The following is a 13,970-nucleotide window of genomic DNA, read 5'->3' as shown; positions in this document are numbered from 1 at the left end:
AGGTTACGGGCGAGGGCCCCGCGAGGCGCCCGCCCGGTCTTCGTCGCGTACCTCCTCGGCCCGGGGTTCGGACTCCGGGAAACCGGTGGCCTGCGGCGCCGTGTCGCCGGTGGTCACCGGTGACGTGGTGACGGGACCGGCCGACGGCGGACGCTGGACGACGACGGTGTCGGCCGGCTGCACGCCGCCCTGCAGCAGCGCCTGGGCCTGGTCGAGCATGGAGGAGGCGACCAGCACGTCGTAGCGTCCGGCGACGATCGAGCTCCTGGACGAGAAGTCGCGCGTCCCGCCGGTGAAGGCGTGACTCGTGAAGCCGAAGGCGGCGCCGGCGATGGCGCCCCAGAGGATCGACCACAGCACCAGCCCGATGAACGAGGTCGTGGTCGAGGTGAACAGCCCGAGGAACAGGCCGACGACGAGTCCGAACACCGCACCGGTGATCAGGCCCGACAGTGCGGCCCTGCCGTTGGTGAGCCGCCCGGTGACGGTCTCCTCCAGGCGCAGGTCGCTGCCGACGATCGCGGTGTTCTCCACCGGGAACCCGGCGTCGGACAGGGTGTCGACGGCGCGCTGCGCCGCCGTGTAGTTGTCGTAACTGACCAGCAGCCGTCTGTCGACCGCCGGACTGACCGGCCCTCCGGCCGGGGAGTACTGCATGATCGCCTCCGCGGGGTAGTGCGGTCGGTACACGAACGCACTACCCCCACAGAGCCCGATATTCCTGTGCGGAACAGGGGGAGTCACCAACTCTGGTGGAGTGGCATGCCCTCGCTGTAGCCGGAGGCGCTCTGCACGCCGACCACGGCCCGCTCGTGGAACTCCTCCAGCGTCGTGGCGCCCGCGTACGTGCAGGAGGAACGCAGACCGGCCACGATGGCGTCGATCTGGTCCTCCACACTGGGCCGCGCCGGGTCGAGGTACATCCGCGACGTCGAGATGCCCTCCTCGAACAGCGCCTTGCGGGCCCTCTCGAACGGCGAGTCCTCGGCGGTGCGCAGCCGTACGGCACGGGCCGAGGCCATGCCGAAGTTCTCCTTGTACTTCCGCCCGTCGGGGGCGGTGCGGGTGTCGCCGGGCGACTCGTACGTGCCAGCGAACCACGAGCCGATCATGACGTTGGAGGCTCCCGCGGCGAGCGCGAGCGCGACGTCGCGCGGGTGACGCACGCCGCCGTCGGCCCACACGTGCCGGCCGAGGCGGCGGGCCTCGGCCGCGCACTCCAGCACGGCGGAGAACTGCGGCCGTCCCACGCCGGTCATCATCCGGGTCGTGCACATCGCGCCCGGGCCCACGCCGACCTTCACGATGTCGGCGCCGGCGTCCACGAGGTCGCGGACGCCCTCCGCGGTGACGACGTTGCCGGCCGCGACCGGCACGGAGGGATCGAGCGCGCGTACGGCCCGCAGCGCCGAGATCATCTTCTCCTGGTGGCCGTGCGCCGTGTCGACCACGAGCACGTCGACGCCGGCGTCGAGCAACTCCTTGGACTTGGCGGCCACGTCGCCGTTCACCCCGACCGCCGCCGCGACGCGCAGCCGGCCGCGCGCGTCGAGGGCGGGCTGGTAGAGGGTGGAGCGCAGCGCCCCGGTGCGGGTGAGGATGCCGACCAGGCGGCCGTCCTCGTCCACCACGGGCGCCAGCCGGTGGCGGCCCTCGTGCAGCGCGTCGAACGCGGCCTGCGGATCGACGCCGCGCGGCAGCGTCTGCGGTGAGGCGGTCATGACCTGGGAGAGCTGCGTGAACATGTCGACGCCGTGGCAGTCGGCCTCGGTCACCACGCCGACCGGCCGGTTCTCCCAGTCCACGACGATGACCGCGCCGTGCGCGCGCTTGGGCAGGAGGGTGAGCGCCTCGCCCACCGTGTCGTGGGCCGTGAGCGTGATGGCCGTGTCGTGGACGAGGTCGCGGCTCTTCACCCATTCGATGACGTCGGCCACCACGTCGATCGGGATGTCCTGGGGGATGACGGTGATGCCGCCGCGCCTGGCGACGGTCTCGGCCATGCGGCGGCCCGCGACGGCCGTCATGTTGGCGACGACGAGGGGGATCGTGGTGCCGGTTCCGTCGCCGGTGGACAGGTCCACCGCGAGACGCGACCCGACGGAGGAACGGGACGGCACCATGAACACATCGCTGTACGTGAGATCGTAGGGCGGCGTCACATCATTGAGGAATCGCACGTTTGTCCAGCCTACGTTGTGAGCGGGTCATACCCGGCATTCCCGGCCGCCGCCGGAACAGACCCGGACACGGGATACATTGACCTCGCCTGAGAGGAGAGCATGTGATCATCGTTGACCGTCCGGAGACGCTCGTCGTCGGCTTCGCCGTGCGGACGACCAACGCGGCGGAGGCGGACCCGGCCCGCGCCCAGTTGCCGGGCCTGTGGGCCCGCGCCGGAGCGCCCGGCGCCTTCGCGCACGTGCCCGGCCGGGTCGACGAGAACCTGTACGCCGTGCTGACGGACTACGAGAGCGACCACAACGGCGCCTACACCCAGATCGTCGGCGTGGCCGTGCGTACGGCCGCGCGGCTGCCCGAGGGCATGGTCGCCGTGCGGGTGCCCGGCGTGCCCGCGCTGCTGTTCGAGGCGCGGGGGCCGATGCCGGGGGCGCTCCTCGATGCCTGGCAGCAGGTGTGGAAGCACTCGGAGTCGGGCCTCACCCCGGCCCGTGCCTTCACCACCGACCTGGAGATCCACCACCCCGGGGGCGTCGACCTCTTCGTGGCCACGCTGCCGTCGTTCGGGGATCCGACCGGGCCCATTCCGCCGGTTCAGGCCACGCCCGCCTGACCTCCGGCCTCGTCGTCGTCCAGGTCCTCGTCGAGGTCGTCGTCCGGCGGCGGGTCGGGCAGCCACCACCCGGCGACCAGCAGCGGCAGCAGGAAGTGGGTCCACCACAGGGCGAAGACGCCGAGGAAGACGGCGGTGCCGGGGATGTGCGCCTTCTCTCCCTCATCCCACATCGCGACCACGACGAACGCCGCCAGGCCGCCCAGGATGAGCCGCATCGCCGTGTTGGCGTACGTGTCCCGGGATGCAGATCGCCAGCATGACGACCAGCAGCACGAGGTTGACCCCGACGGCGGCGTCGCTCGGGGCGATCGCCCACGACACCGCGGCGTCCGCCTACAGCAGCAGCACGCTGGCCGCGCCCGCCACGACGAGCAGGCGGCGCCGCCGCCGGGTGCGGTGCAGCGGCACGAGGCGGTCCTGCTCCATCGCCCGGGCCATGTGGCGGTTCCAGCGCTCGCGCACGCTCACGACGTGCTCCCCAGCTTGGGAAACGGCTTGAGGGAGAAGACGACCTCCACCGGCACCTCGAAGAACTCCGCGATCCGCAGGGCCAGGTGGAGACTCGGGCTGTACTCGCCGCGCTCCAGGTAGCCCACCGTCTGGTAGTGCACCCCGAGCGCGGCGGCCAGGTCCCGGCGTGAGACGCCGCGGTCGGCCCTCAGCACCGCGATGCGGTTGAACACCGGCTCCTCGGCCACGTCTCACCTCCGTCGGGCCCACGGGACCGCTCACCTTCCGCGGACCCGGCGCAGCAACCAGGGGGCTAGAACCATACCGCCGACGGCCCACGCGCCCAGCACGGTGGCCGCCTGGCCCAGCCGCCACGCGTGCGCGACCTCGGTCGCGAGGACCGAGTCGGGCAGGAGCGCCGCGCGCAGCCCGAGCGCCTGCCAGTAGAGCGGGAACACCTCGGCGATGCGGCGCACCAGGTCGGGCAGCGTCTCCAGCGGCAGCATCACACCGGAGACGACCATCAGGAGCATCGCCGGCAGGGCGAGCATGGCGCCCGCCTTCGGGCCGGGCAGCAGGCTGCCGATGACCGCGCCCACCGGCACGACGGCCAGCGTGCCGAGCACGACGACCCAGGCGAGGGTGAACCAGCGCGCGGGAGTCGCCGGCGCCGGGACCCCGGCCAGCGGGATCGCGAACGCCAGGACCAGGGCGACGTTGACGAGGATCGTGAGCAGCACCGTGGTGGCGCGGCCGACCAGGTAGACCCGGATGCCCCGGGGCAGCGTGCGCGCCCGCAGCAGCGTCCCCTCCCCCCGGTCCGCGGCGATCAGCATGGGCAGCGCCGTCAGCCCGGTCGTGAAGATCGCGAACGCGATGAAGCCCGGCGTCATGAACGTCCCCGTGGTGACGGTCGTGCCCTCGACCGGAGTGTCGCCGATCCAGAGGATGAGCAGCCCGTAGGTGACGACGCTCCCCGCGACGGCGTTGAACAGCTCCTTGCGGTCGCTCCACTGGTTGAGCTGCTCGATCCAGCCCCGCCGCAGTCCCAGCATCGTCGCGTTCATCGGGTCCTCGCCTCCTCGATGAGGTCCAGGTAGCTCTCCTCCAGCGTCGGCCGCCGGATCTCCAGCCCGGGGACCGGGCCGCCGTACCGCCGGTGCAGTTCCCAGGCCACCCCGGACGGGTCGTCGGCCTCCGGTTCGCCCTCCGCCCAGCGAACCCGCGACGGCGCCTGTACGGCTCGCGCGAGCTCGGCCGGGCTGCCGCAGGTGAGCACCCGCCCGGCCACCAGCACGGCGATCCGCCCGGACAGCCGTTCGGCCTCGGCCAGGTCATGGGTGGTGAGCAGCACGGTCAGCCCCTCCTCGGCCGCCAGCCGCTCGATCAGCAGAAGGAACTCGCGCCGGGCCTCGGGATCGAACCCGGTCGTCGGCTCGTCCAGGAACTCTCCCCGAGCACGCTCACCTCGCCGGTCCAGCCGGTCCTGAAGCCCTCCAGGATCTCGACGAGGGTGGTCTTGCCGGCGCCGTTGGGCCCCAGGAGCGTGAACACCTCGCCGCGCCGCAGGTCGAGATCGACCCCCTCCAGCACCCGGACGGATCCGTACGCCATGCGTAGCCCGCGCACGCGGATGACGACATCGTTCATACGCCCGCCAATGAAGCAGCCTTGCTCTCAAATGTAGTAGGTGTACTACATACGAAACAAGAGCTGCTGCATCAGAGGGCGTGTCGGTGATCGCTCAGGGCGTCCAGAGAGGCTCGGGGATCTCGAAGCCGACCGGGTCGCCCCAGCGGTTGCGGTAGGCGACCTCGTGGGCGGGCCGGCGCGGGGCCACCCCCCAGCGGCCGGTCGGGTAGCCGAAGGTGACCATGCACGCCACCTGCCAGCCCTTGCCCTCGGGCACACCGAGGATCCGCATCGTCTCCGCGCCGTGGAACAGTCCCAGCACGGACGTCAGCGCGCTGCCCACGCCGAAGGCCCGGGCGGCGAGCTGGGCGCTCCACACCGAGGGGTAGATGGAGCCGCCGCCGGGGTCGTTGCGGGTGAAGGCGAACATGAGCAGGGGATAGGACTCGAAGTTGTCGGCCAGATGCTGGGCCGAGCGCAGCACGTTGAGCGTGCCGGTGTCGCCGGTCGCCTCGGCCCGCTCGCGCATCGGCTTGTAGTGCCCCTCGAACAGCCTGCCGAGCGCGTCCCGGTACAGCGGCCCCAGCTGGGACTTCACCTCCGGGTCGTCCACCAGCAGGAACCGCCAGCCCTGGGTGTTGCCGGCGCTGGGGGCGCGGACCGCGGCGTCCAGGATGCGTTCCTGGACCTCCGCGGGGATCGGGTCGGGCTTGACCCGCCGCATGGCACGGGTCGTGTAGAGGGCTTCGAAAACGTCCATGTGCGGGGGGACTCCTCGTTCTGTCAGCACGATAGAAGCCGGCACGATAGAAACCGGCACGGTCCGGCCGGCACGGTCAGGCCAGCACGCCGGCGGCGCGCAGGGCCTTCGCCTCGTCGTCGGGCAGGCCCCAGGAGCTCAGGTCCCGCAACCGGGTGGCGGGGGACAGGTCGCCGCGCGGCGCGCCGACCAGCCGGGGCGCGGGCGCCGCCTGCGGCAGCCCGCCGACCTCCACGAACGTGCCGCGCGCCCGGTTGTGCGGGTGCCTTGCGGCCTCGCGCGGGTCGAGCACGGGGGACACGCAGGCGTCGGAGCCCTCGAAGACCGCCTCCCACTCGGCCCGCGTACGCGACCGGAACGCCTCGGTCAGCCGCTCCCGGACGGCCGGCCAGTTCGCCCGGTCGTCGCGGTCGGGCATGTCGTCGATGCCCATCCGGGCGAGCATCTCCGCCCAGAACTGCGGCTCCAGCGCGCCCACGGCGAGGAAGCCGCCGTCGGCCGTCTCGTAGGTGTCGTACATGGGGGCGCCGGTGTCGAGGAGGTTGGTGCCGCGCGGACCCCAGTGGCCGCCGTGCACCGCGCCGTAGAACATCGACAGCAGCAGCGCCGCGCCGTCGACCATGGCCGCGTCCACCACCCGGCCCCGGCCGGTGCGCTCCCGCTCCAGCAGGGCCAGCAGCACGCCGTAGGCCAGCATGAGCCCGCCGCCGGCGAAGTCGCCGAGGATGTTGATCGGCGGGGTGGGCTTGCCGCCCTCGCGGCCCAGCATCGACAGCGCCCCGGCGATCGCGATGTAGTCGATGTCGTGCCCGGCGGTGGAGGCGAGCGGGCCGTCCTGGCCCCAGCCGGTCATCCGGCCGTAGATCAGCCGCCCGTTGACCGCGTGGAGGTCGGCGGGCCCGATCCCGAGCCGTTCGGCGACCCCGGGCCGGAACACCTCGATCACCACGTCGGCCCGCTCGGCCAGTCGTCTGAACGCGGCGACGCCCTCGGGCGACTTCAGGTCGAGGCCGATCGTGCGCTTGCCGCGGTCCATCACGTCGCGGCGCGGGGTGTCGCTCACGGCCTTCACCCGGTCGATCCGCAGCACCTCGGCGCCGTGGTCGGCGAGCATCATCCCGGCGAACGGCCCGGGCGCGAGGCCGGCCAGCTCCAGCACGCGGACCCCCGCCAGCGGTCCCCGCGACTCGTCCATCCGAACCCTCCTCAACGCGGCATCACTTCACGCGACAGTAGAACATGTTTCTGGAGACGTGCGAGACTGCGCCCGTGACGTGGAATGTTCTCGCGCTGCCGCCGCTCCCCGAGGACGCGGTGCGCGGCCTGCTCGCCGACCTCCACGGGCGCGCCGAGGTGCGCGTCCCCGCCCGGCGCGACCGCGAATCGCTGCTCGAGGCGCTGCCGGACGCCGAGATCGTGGTCGGCGACTGGAGCGGCGCCCTGGCCCTCGACGCGCGGGCCGTACGGCTGGCGCCGCGCCTGGCGTTCGTGCAGCAGCCGTCCGTCGGAGTGGACGGGCACGACCTGGAGGCGCTGGCCCGAGCCGGGGTGCCACTCGCCAACACCGCCGGGGTGAACGCCGCCGCGGTCGCCGAATGGTGCCTGGCCGCCGCGCTGGCGCTGCTGCGCCACCTCGCGGACGGCGACAGGGACATGCGGGCGGGGGAGTGGCCGCAGTTCGCCTACCAGCGCCGCGAGCTCGCCGGATGCCGTGTGGGAGTGGCCGGCTTCGGCCCGATCGGCGCGGCCTGCGCCCGCCTGTTCGGCGCGCTCGGCTGCCGGGTCTCCTACTGGTCGCGCACGCCCAAGCCCGAGTCGTACGGCGCGGCCTACCTGGACCTCGACGCGCTGGCCGCGGGCAGCGACGTGCTGGTCCTGGCCGTGCCGCTCGCGCCGGAGACCCGCGGGCTGATCGACGCCGCCAGGATCGGGCGCATGCCCAGGGGGTCGGTGCTGGTCAACGCGGCCCGCGGCGGGGTGGTGGACCAGGCGGCGCTGCTGGCCGCGCTGGAGTCCGGCCACCTCGCCGGCGCGGCGCTCGACGTGTACGACAGCGAGCCCCCGCCGCCGGACGACCCGCTGCGCTCCTGCCCGAGGGTCCTGCTGTCGCCGCACGCGGCCGGGGTCACGCCCGAGGCGACGACGCGGCTGATCCGGTGCGTGCTGGACAACCTCACCGCGGCGATCGAGGGCCGTCCCGTCGTCAACGTGGTGAACGGCGCGGACCCGCTCGTGCGCCGGCGTCCGCCCAGGTCCTGACGGTTTCCACAGTTACACCAGGGGCGGCGGGGGCGATGTAAAGGGGCAAGATACGATCTACGCCGGTGGGCCGCCGTGAGAACACCGGATAGTTTTCGCGGGCGTAACGTGTCTACTCTGGTCTGCGATCCCCTCCAGGGATAGCGTGCCAAGAAAGCGATCTCTACGATCCATGGGGGTGGTGTCATGCCAGAGCGCACGGCCAGTATGACCGCCCATAGCAAGGCCGTCGAGCAGATCAGGGACTCCTACGCCGCCATTCCCGCGGACGCGGCGCCACGGCTGGCCAAGGCCACGACGAACCTGTTCCGCTTCCGTACGCCGGCCAAGACGGCCGCGCTGTCCGCCCGCGATCTGGACCAGGTCATCCACGTGGACCCGGCGACCATGACGGCCGAGGTCCAGGGCATGACCACGTACGAGAACCTCGTGGACGCGACGCTGCCGTACGGGCTCATGCCGTACGTCGTGCCGCAGCTCAAGACGATCACGCTGGGCGGCGCGGTCACCGGCCTCGGCATCGAGTCGACGAGCTTCAAGGACGGGCTGCCGCACGAGTCGGTCGAGGAGCTGGAGATCCTCACCGGCGACGGGCGGATCGTGGTGGCCCGGGCCGACAACGAGCACGCGGACCTGTTCCGGGCGTTCCCCAACTCCTACGGCACGCTCGGCTACGCCCTGCGGATCCGCATCAAGCTGGCCCGGGTGAAGCCGTACGTCAAGCTGACGCACATCCGCTTCAGCGACGCCGACAAGTGCATGCTCGCCATGCAGGAGATCTGCGAGAGCCGCGAGCACGACGGCGAGCAGGTCGACTTCGTCGACGGCACGTTCTTCGGCCCGGAAGAGCTGTACATCACGGTCGGCTCGTTCTCCGACCGGGCGCCCTACACGTCCGACTACACCGGTATGCGGATCTACTACCAGTCGATCCGCAGCCGTGTCCGCGACTGGCTGACCGTGCGCGACTACCTGTGGCGCTGGGACACCGACTGGTTCTGGTGCTCGCGCGCATTCGGCGTGCAGCAGCCGCTGGTCCGCTCGCTCCTGCCGCGCCGCTACCTGCGCTCGGACGTCTACCGCAAGCTCGTCGGCCTCGACCAGAGGTACGGCGTGACCGCCCGCGTCGACCGCTGGCGGAACAACCCGGTGCACGAGTCGGTGATCCAGGACGTCGAGGTGCCGGTCGAACGCGGCGCCGAGTTCCTGGAGGTCTTCCACGACAGGGTCGGCATGACCCCGGTGTGGATGTGCCCGCTCAAGGCGACCGGCCGGTGGTCGCTCTACCCCCTGGAGCCCGGCCGTCTGTACGTGAACTTCGGCTTCTGGGGCATGGTGCCGCTGCCGCGCGGTCAGTACGACGGGTACTACAACCGGCTGATCGAGCGGGCGGTGCACTCGCTCGACGGCCACAAGTCGCTGTACTCCACCTCTTTCTATGAGCGGGAGGAGTTCTGGCGGCTCTACAACGGAGACGCTTACTGGCCGGTCAAAGGCGCCTACGACCCGGGTGGCCGGCTGCTTGACCTCTATGACAAGTGCGTCAGGGGCAGGTAGGCGTCGAAACGTCGGGAGAGGTGCAATGACTCTTGCGGAGATCTTTGAGAAGATCGTCGGTCCTGACGCAGGCGTCGAGTTCGTCGCCTACGACGGCAGCAAGGCCGGATCCTTGGGGGCGGACGTCCGTATCGAGGTGAAGTCGCCGGCGGCGGTGGCCTACCTCGCGCAGGCGCCGGGGGAACTCGGCCTCGCCCGTGCGTACATCTCCGGGCACATCGACGTGCACGGTGACATGTACACCCTGCTCGACCGGATGTGGTCGCTGACGATCAACGACCTGCCGCTGAGCGAGAAGATCGCCGCAGTCCGCTCGCTCGGGCTCAAGCCGCTGCTGATGCGCGTCCCGCCCCCGCCGCAGGAGGCGCGGCAGAGCACTCTGGCCAAGCTGGGCAGCAGGCACGCCAAGCAGCGCGACGCCGAGGTGATCCATCACCACTACGACGTCTCGAACCGCTTCTACGAGTGGGTGCTCGGCCCCTCCATGGCGTACACCTGCGCGACGTTCCCACGGCCGGACGCGACACTGGAGGAGGCGCAGTACACGAAGTTCGACCTGGTCGCCAAGAAGCTCGACCTCAAGCCCGGCATGCGCCTGCTCGACGTCGGCTGCGGCTGGGGCGGCATGGTCATGCACGCGGCCAAGGAGTACGGCGTCAAGGGCCTCGGCGTCACGCTGTCGCGCCAGCAGGCCGAGTGGGCGCAGAAGGCCATCGCGGAGGCCGGGCTGTCGGAACTCGCCGAGGTCCGTCACATGGACTACCGCGACGTCGCGGAAACCGGTTTCGACCGGGTCAGCTCGATCGGCCTGACCGAGCACATCGGCAAGGACAACCTCCCGTCCTACTTCTCCTTCCTGTACGGCAAGCTCAAACCGGGCGGGCGCCTGCTCAACCACTGCATCACCCGCCCGACGAGCACCGAGAAGACCCTGAACAAGAGTGGTTTCATCAACCGCTACGTCTTCCCCGACGGCGAGCTGGAGTCGGTGGGCTACCTGATCCGCCAGATGGAGGACACCGGGTTCGAGGTCCGCCACGAGGAGAACCTGCGCGAGCACTACGCGCTGACGCTGCGCGAATGGTGCAAGAACCTCGACGCCCACTGGGACGAGGCGGTCGAGGAGGTCGGCCAGGGCATCGCCCGGGTCTGGCGGCTCTACATGGCCGGCTGCGTCGTCGGGTTCGAGCGCAACAAGGTGCAGCTCCACCAGGTGCTCGGCGTCCGGCTCGACGAGGGACGGTCGCACGTCGCGCTGCGCCCGTCCCTCGACTGGCCGTAGACACCCGTTATTACCGCAGCTCGCGCTTGAGGATCTTGCCGGTGGCGGTCATCGGCAGGGACTCGCGGAACTCCACGATCCGCGGGTACTTGTAGGCCGCCATCGTCTCCCTGCACCAGGCCACCAGTTCCTCCTCGGTGGTCGTGGCGCCGGGCTTGCGGATCACGTACGCCTTGATCTCCTCGCCGTGGGAGTCGTGGGCCACCCCGACGACCGCGGCGAGCGAGACGGCCGGGTGGGTCATGAGGACCTCCTCGATCTCCCGGGGGTACACGTTGAAGCCACCCCGGATGATCATGTCCTTGGCCCGGTCGACGATGAAGTAGTAGCCGTCCTCGTCGCGGCGGGCCACGTCGCCGGTGCGGAACCAGCCGTCCTTCATCACCTCGGCGGTCGCCTCGGGCCGGTTGTAGTAGCCCTTCATGATGTTGTGCCCGCGGATGGCGATCTCGCCGACGTCGTCGGCCGTGTTCCAGCCGGCGTCGACCAGCTTCATCTCCACGCCCCAGACCGGGGTGCCGATCGAGCCGGCCTTGGCGGGCCTGCCGGGCTGGTTGAACGACGCCACCGGCGAGGTCTCCGACAGGCCGTAGCCCTCCAGGATGTCCACGCCGAACGTCGCGTTGAAGTCCTTGAGCACCTCCACCGGCAGCGCGGCGCCGCCGGAGACCGCCGTGACCAGCGACGACGGCACCTCGGCGGCCCCGGTCTGCACCGCGGTGAGCATCGCCCAGTACATCGTCGGCACGCCGGCGAACAGCGTGACCTCCTCCCGCTTCATCAGCGCGAGGGCCTCGACCGGCTCGAAGCGCGGCATCAGCACGAGCGTGCCGCGGCGCCGGAAACCGGCGTTCAGCAACACGGTCTGGCCGAAGGAGTGGAACAGCGGCAGCGTGACGAGATAGGCGTTCCGGGCCTGCCGGGGGAACATCTCGTCGCTGACGACGGCGTTCATGACCATGTTCTGGTGGGTGAGCTCGGCGCCCTTCGGCTGGCCGGTGGTGCCGCTGGTGTAGAGGATCACCGCAGTGTCCTCGGCGGAGGTCTGCACGGTCTCGAACTCGCCGGACACCCCGTCGAGGGCGGCCCAGAGCGTCTCGCCCAACTCGGACTCGGTCGCGAACGGCGTGGCCGGCAGTACGAAGAAGTGCTCGGTGATCTCGGTCTCGGCGAAACCGGCCCGGCCCCGCTCGCCCAGCGGCAGTTCCGGTGAGCCCTCGAAGCAGAAGAAGGCCTTGGCGTCGGAGTCGTTCAGGTGATAGGCGATCTCCCTGGTCTGCAGCAGCACGTTCAGCGGGACGACGGTCGCGCCCGCCTTGAGGATCCCGTAGTAGACGAACGGGAAGTACGGCAGGTTGGGGCAGGCCAGCGCGACCTTGTCGCCCCTGCCGATGCCACGCGAGACGAGCAGGTTGGCGACCTGGTTGGCGACGGTGTTCACGAGCGAGTACGGCAGGCGGAGGTCTCCGAAGACGACCGCTGTGGCGTCGGGCGTGTCTCGTGCGGTGTCTTCCAGCACGACGGCCAGGTTGAGCATCTGCCGCTCCCTCTTCTGTCGGACCCTCGGTCCATACCTACCGGTAGGTACCTCAGCGTAACGGCTCGGAGGGCGTATTTTGGGGGGCCGGTTATCCGGGCTGCTCCGGCCCTCAATGGGCGTACTCGTCGCGGCGCCGCAGCATGGCCGCCAGCATCAGCGGGAACATCGCGACGTGGGCCGCGACCATCAGAGCCATGCCGTCGATCAGGCCCAGCCACAGCAGCGGGAACAGCGGCACGACCGGGGCGAACATCGCGCCGCACATCTCCAGGGCCGGGGCCCAGGCGTGGCCGCGCACACGCATCCAGGCCGCCATGCCGGCCGACATGTCGAACGCCATCAGCAGATAGGCGATCTCGGGGTCGCGTGCGTACGAGGGATCGATGCCCAGGGCGGACCACAGCAGGCCGAGCGCGAACATCCCGGCGAACATGGCGACGACCATCTCGAGGTAGTGCAGGGCGAAACGGCCCCAGCGCCGCGCGGCGTGCCTTTCAGGCGTCGTGTGCGTCATGGGCCCAACTGTCCGGTCGGCCCCGGGGCGCGCCAAGGAGGGAGACGGGGACAGGTCCGGAATCTTGGGCTCCCCGTCCGTCCGGCCTACAGTCGTGTCATGACCCAGCGGCGCATGGTCGTGGTCGGATACCACGCGGCGGAGCTCGTCGACATCGCCTGCGTGACGTCGACGCTGATCATGGCGAACGCTCACGGCGCGTCCCCGTGCTACGACGTGTGCCTGGCCACCCCGTCGGGCCTGCCCGTCACCTGCGGCAGCGGGCTGACGCTGCAGGGGCAGCAGGCGCTCGAACGCGTCACCGGGCCGCTGGACACGCTCCTCGTCTCGGGCGGGATCGGGCACGAGGAGGCGGCCGCCAACCGGGTGATCGTCGGCCACGTGCGGCGGCTGGCGCGGGAGAGCCGCCGCGTCGCGTCGGTGTGCACGGGCGCGGCGGTGCTCGCCGCCGCCGGCCTGCTCGACGGGCGGCGCGCCACAACGCACTGGCAGTTCGCACACACGCTCGCCGCCCGCCACCCGGAGATCGCCGTCGACGCCCGCCCGATCTTCATCCGCGACGGCAACGTCACCACCGCCGCCGGCGTCACCAGCGCGCTGGACGTGACCCTCGCCTTCATCGAGGAGGACAACGGCCCCGCCCTCGCCAGGCAGGTGGCCCGCAACCTGGTGACCTACCTGCAGCGACCCGGCAACCAGGCGCAGATGAGCATGTTCACCGAGGGCCCGCCGCCCGGCGACGGCCTGGTCAAGCGGGTCGTCGACCACGTCACCGGCCATCCGGGCGCCGACCTGTCCACCGCCGCCCTGGCGGCCGGTGCGGGCGTGAGCGAGCGCCACCTGACCCGGCTGTTCCTCAAACACACGGGGCAGACGCCGGGCCGGTTCGTCCGCCGGGCCCGCACCGAGGCCGCCGCCCACCTGCTCGCCTCCACCTCGCTGCCCATGGCCGCCGTCGCGGCGCGCTGCGGCTTCGGGACGGCCGAGGCCCTCCGCCAGGCGTTCGTCGACCTGTACGGCATCCCGCCCTCGCGCTACCGCCTGACCCAGGCGACCGCGCTGCCGTCCTCCTTCGCCGACGATCCGCCTTCCCCGCCCGAACAGGCCCCTGTGGCTGAGCCGGGGAGTGTGGCAGACTGACGACCGAATATGGTTCTAGTCACTCGGAAGGGCCGGCCT

17 protein-coding genes are annotated in these 13,970 nt (G+C 71.1%); 5 read left to right on the top strand and 12 right to left on the bottom strand.

The genetic code is table 11. The annotated features are described in order from the left end of the window. Positions 1-3: 3 nt before the first annotated feature. Both HHX30_RS26395 and HHX30_RS26390 read right to left on the bottom strand, forming a co-directional pair. A complete protein-coding gene (locus HHX30_RS26395; RefSeq protein ID WP_211592536.1) occupies positions 4-657 on the bottom strand; it encodes a general stress protein in 654 nt (217 codons plus the stop codon). A gap of 83 nt (positions 658-740) precedes the next feature. Continuing rightward, positions 741-2,180, bottom strand: a complete 1,440-nt coding sequence (locus HHX30_RS26390) for a GuaB1 family IMP dehydrogenase-related protein (RefSeq protein ID WP_169984685.1) — start codon at positions 2,178-2,180, stop codon at positions 741-743. Between the two features lie 104 nt (positions 2,181-2,284). Between HHX30_RS26390 and HHX30_RS26385 the strand changes: the two genes are divergently transcribed. After that, the gene (locus HHX30_RS26385; RefSeq protein ID WP_169984684.1) at positions 2,285-2,794 is read left to right on the top strand and encodes an effector binding domain-containing protein; all 510 of its coding nucleotides are present in this window, start codon (positions 2,285-2,287) and stop codon (positions 2,792-2,794) included. On the opposite strand, the gene HHX30_RS26380 is transcribed toward HHX30_RS26385, so the two are convergent. The 8 genes from HHX30_RS26380 to HHX30_RS26355 form a co-directional block, all read right to left on the bottom strand. Beyond that, positions 2,776-3,012 (bottom strand): hypothetical protein, encoded by a 237-nt coding sequence (locus HHX30_RS26380; RefSeq protein ID WP_169984683.1) that lies wholly within the window; start codon positions 3,010-3,012, stop codon positions 2,776-2,778. The two genes, HHX30_RS26385 and HHX30_RS26380, sit on opposite strands and share 19 nt — an antisense overlap. 118 nt (positions 3,013-3,130) lie before the next feature. Further along, positions 3,131-3,265 carry a hypothetical protein gene (locus HHX30_RS42835; RefSeq protein ID WP_283246876.1) on the bottom strand — a complete coding sequence of 45 codons (135 nt, stop codon included), beginning with the start codon at positions 3,263-3,265 and terminating at the stop codon, positions 3,131-3,133. Continuing rightward, positions 3,262-3,495, bottom strand: coding sequence for a helix-turn-helix transcriptional regulator (locus tag HHX30_RS26375; protein WP_076434397.1), 234 nt, complete (start codon positions 3,493-3,495; stop codon positions 3,262-3,264). The genes HHX30_RS42835 and HHX30_RS26375 overlap by 4 nt, the downstream gene beginning before the upstream one ends. A 30-nt stretch (positions 3,496-3,525) precedes the next feature. Next, positions 3,526-4,314: an ABC transporter permease gene (locus tag HHX30_RS26370; protein ID WP_169984682.1), complete on the bottom strand. Its 789-nt coding sequence runs from the start codon at positions 4,312-4,314 to the stop codon at positions 3,526-3,528. Further along, positions 4,311-4,601, bottom strand: coding sequence for a hypothetical protein (locus HHX30_RS43415; RefSeq protein WP_311922869.1), 291 nt, complete (start codon positions 4,599-4,601; stop codon positions 4,311-4,313). The genes HHX30_RS26370 and HHX30_RS43415 overlap by 4 nt, the downstream gene beginning before the upstream one ends. 32 nt (positions 4,602-4,633) lie before the next feature. Further along, positions 4,634-4,897, bottom strand: a complete 264-nt coding sequence (locus HHX30_RS43410; RefSeq protein ID WP_311922868.1) for an ATP-binding cassette domain-containing protein — start codon at positions 4,895-4,897, stop codon at positions 4,634-4,636. A 94-nt stretch (positions 4,898-4,991) separates the two neighbouring features. After that, a complete protein-coding gene (locus HHX30_RS26360) occupies positions 4,992-5,639 on the bottom strand; it encodes a nitroreductase family protein (protein WP_169984681.1) in 648 nt (215 codons plus the stop codon). A 76-nt stretch (positions 5,640-5,715) separates the two neighbouring features. Further along, positions 5,716-6,834, bottom strand: a complete 1,119-nt coding sequence (locus tag HHX30_RS26355) for a CaiB/BaiF CoA-transferase family protein (RefSeq protein ID WP_169984680.1) — start codon at positions 6,832-6,834, stop codon at positions 5,716-5,718. 74 nt (positions 6,835-6,908) lie between these two features. Here HHX30_RS26355 and HHX30_RS26350 point away from each other — a divergent pair, with 74 nt between their 5' ends. The 3 genes from HHX30_RS26350 (at position 6,909) to HHX30_RS26340 (ending at position 10,737) form a co-directional block, all read left to right on the top strand. Beyond that, a complete protein-coding gene (locus HHX30_RS26350) occupies positions 6,909-7,898 on the top strand; it encodes an NAD(P)-dependent oxidoreductase (protein ID WP_169984679.1) in 990 nt (329 codons plus the stop codon). 186 nt (positions 7,899-8,084) lie between these two features. Next, positions 8,085-9,455, top strand: a complete 1,371-nt coding sequence (locus HHX30_RS26345) for an FAD-binding oxidoreductase (protein WP_211592534.1) — start codon at positions 8,085-8,087, stop codon at positions 9,453-9,455. Positions 9,456-9,480: 25 nt separating this feature from the next. Continuing rightward, a complete protein-coding gene (locus HHX30_RS26340; protein ID WP_169984678.1) occupies positions 9,481-10,737 on the top strand; it encodes a class I SAM-dependent methyltransferase in 1,257 nt (418 codons plus the stop codon). 10 nt (positions 10,738-10,747) lie between these two features. Here the strand turns inward: HHX30_RS26340 and HHX30_RS26335 are convergent, their stop codons facing one another. Next, a complete protein-coding gene (locus HHX30_RS26335) occupies positions 10,748-12,274 on the bottom strand; it encodes a long-chain fatty acid--CoA ligase (RefSeq protein WP_169984677.1) in 1,527 nt (508 codons plus the stop codon). A gap of 112 nt (positions 12,275-12,386) precedes the next feature. Then, positions 12,387-12,791, bottom strand: a complete 405-nt coding sequence (locus tag HHX30_RS26330) for a hypothetical protein (protein WP_169984676.1) — start codon at positions 12,789-12,791, stop codon at positions 12,387-12,389. Between the two features lie 99 nt (positions 12,792-12,890). Between HHX30_RS26330 and HHX30_RS26325 the strand changes: the two genes are divergently transcribed. Continuing rightward, entirely contained in the window at positions 12,891-13,931 is a 1,041-nt protein-coding gene (locus HHX30_RS26325) for a GlxA family transcriptional regulator (protein WP_169984675.1), read from the top strand. Positions 13,932-13,970 lie beyond the last annotated feature (39 nt).

Source organism: Microbispora sp. H10836 (assembly GCF_012999525.1).
Lineage (GTDB): Bacteria > Actinomycetota > Actinomycetes > Streptosporangiales > Streptosporangiaceae > Microbispora.
This window is presented reverse-complemented; position numbering and strand designations above follow the sequence as displayed.

Coding starts and splice junctions, on each gene's coding strand:
- HHX30_RS26395 (WP_211592536.1), bottom strand. CDS start 657: ATGCAGTACTCCCCGGCCGGAGGGCCGGTCAGTCCGGCGGTCGACAGA.
- HHX30_RS26380 (WP_169984683.1), bottom strand. CDS start 3,012: ATGCGGCTCATCCTGGGCGGCCTGGCGGCGTTCGTCGTGGTCGCGATG.
- HHX30_RS26370 (WP_169984682.1), bottom strand. CDS start 4,314: ATGAACGCGACGATGCTGGGACTGCGGCGGGGCTGGATCGAGCAGCTC.
- HHX30_RS43410 (WP_311922868.1), bottom strand. CDS start 4,897: ATGAACGATGTCGTCATCCGCGTGCGCGGGCTACGCATGGCGTACGGA.
- HHX30_RS26360 (WP_169984681.1), bottom strand. CDS start 5,639: ATGGACGTTTTCGAAGCCCTCTACACGACCCGTGCCATGCGGCGGGTC.
- HHX30_RS26355 (WP_169984680.1), bottom strand. CDS start 6,834: ATGGACGAGTCGCGGGGACCGCTGGCGGGGGTCCGCGTGCTGGAGCTG.
- HHX30_RS26345 (WP_211592534.1), top strand. CDS start 8,085: ATGCCAGAGCGCACGGCCAGTATGACCGCCCATAGCAAGGCCGTCGAG.
- HHX30_RS26340 (WP_169984678.1), top strand. CDS start 9,481: ATGACTCTTGCGGAGATCTTTGAGAAGATCGTCGGTCCTGACGCAGGC.
- HHX30_RS26335 (WP_169984677.1), bottom strand. CDS start 12,274: ATGCTCAACCTGGCCGTCGTGCTGGAAGACACCGCACGAGACACGCCC.
- HHX30_RS26330 (WP_169984676.1), bottom strand. CDS start 12,791: ATGACGCACACGACGCCTGAAAGGCACGCCGCGCGGCGCTGGGGCCGT.
- HHX30_RS26325 (WP_169984675.1), top strand. CDS start 12,891: ATGACCCAGCGGCGCATGGTCGTGGTCGGATACCACGCGGCGGAGCTC.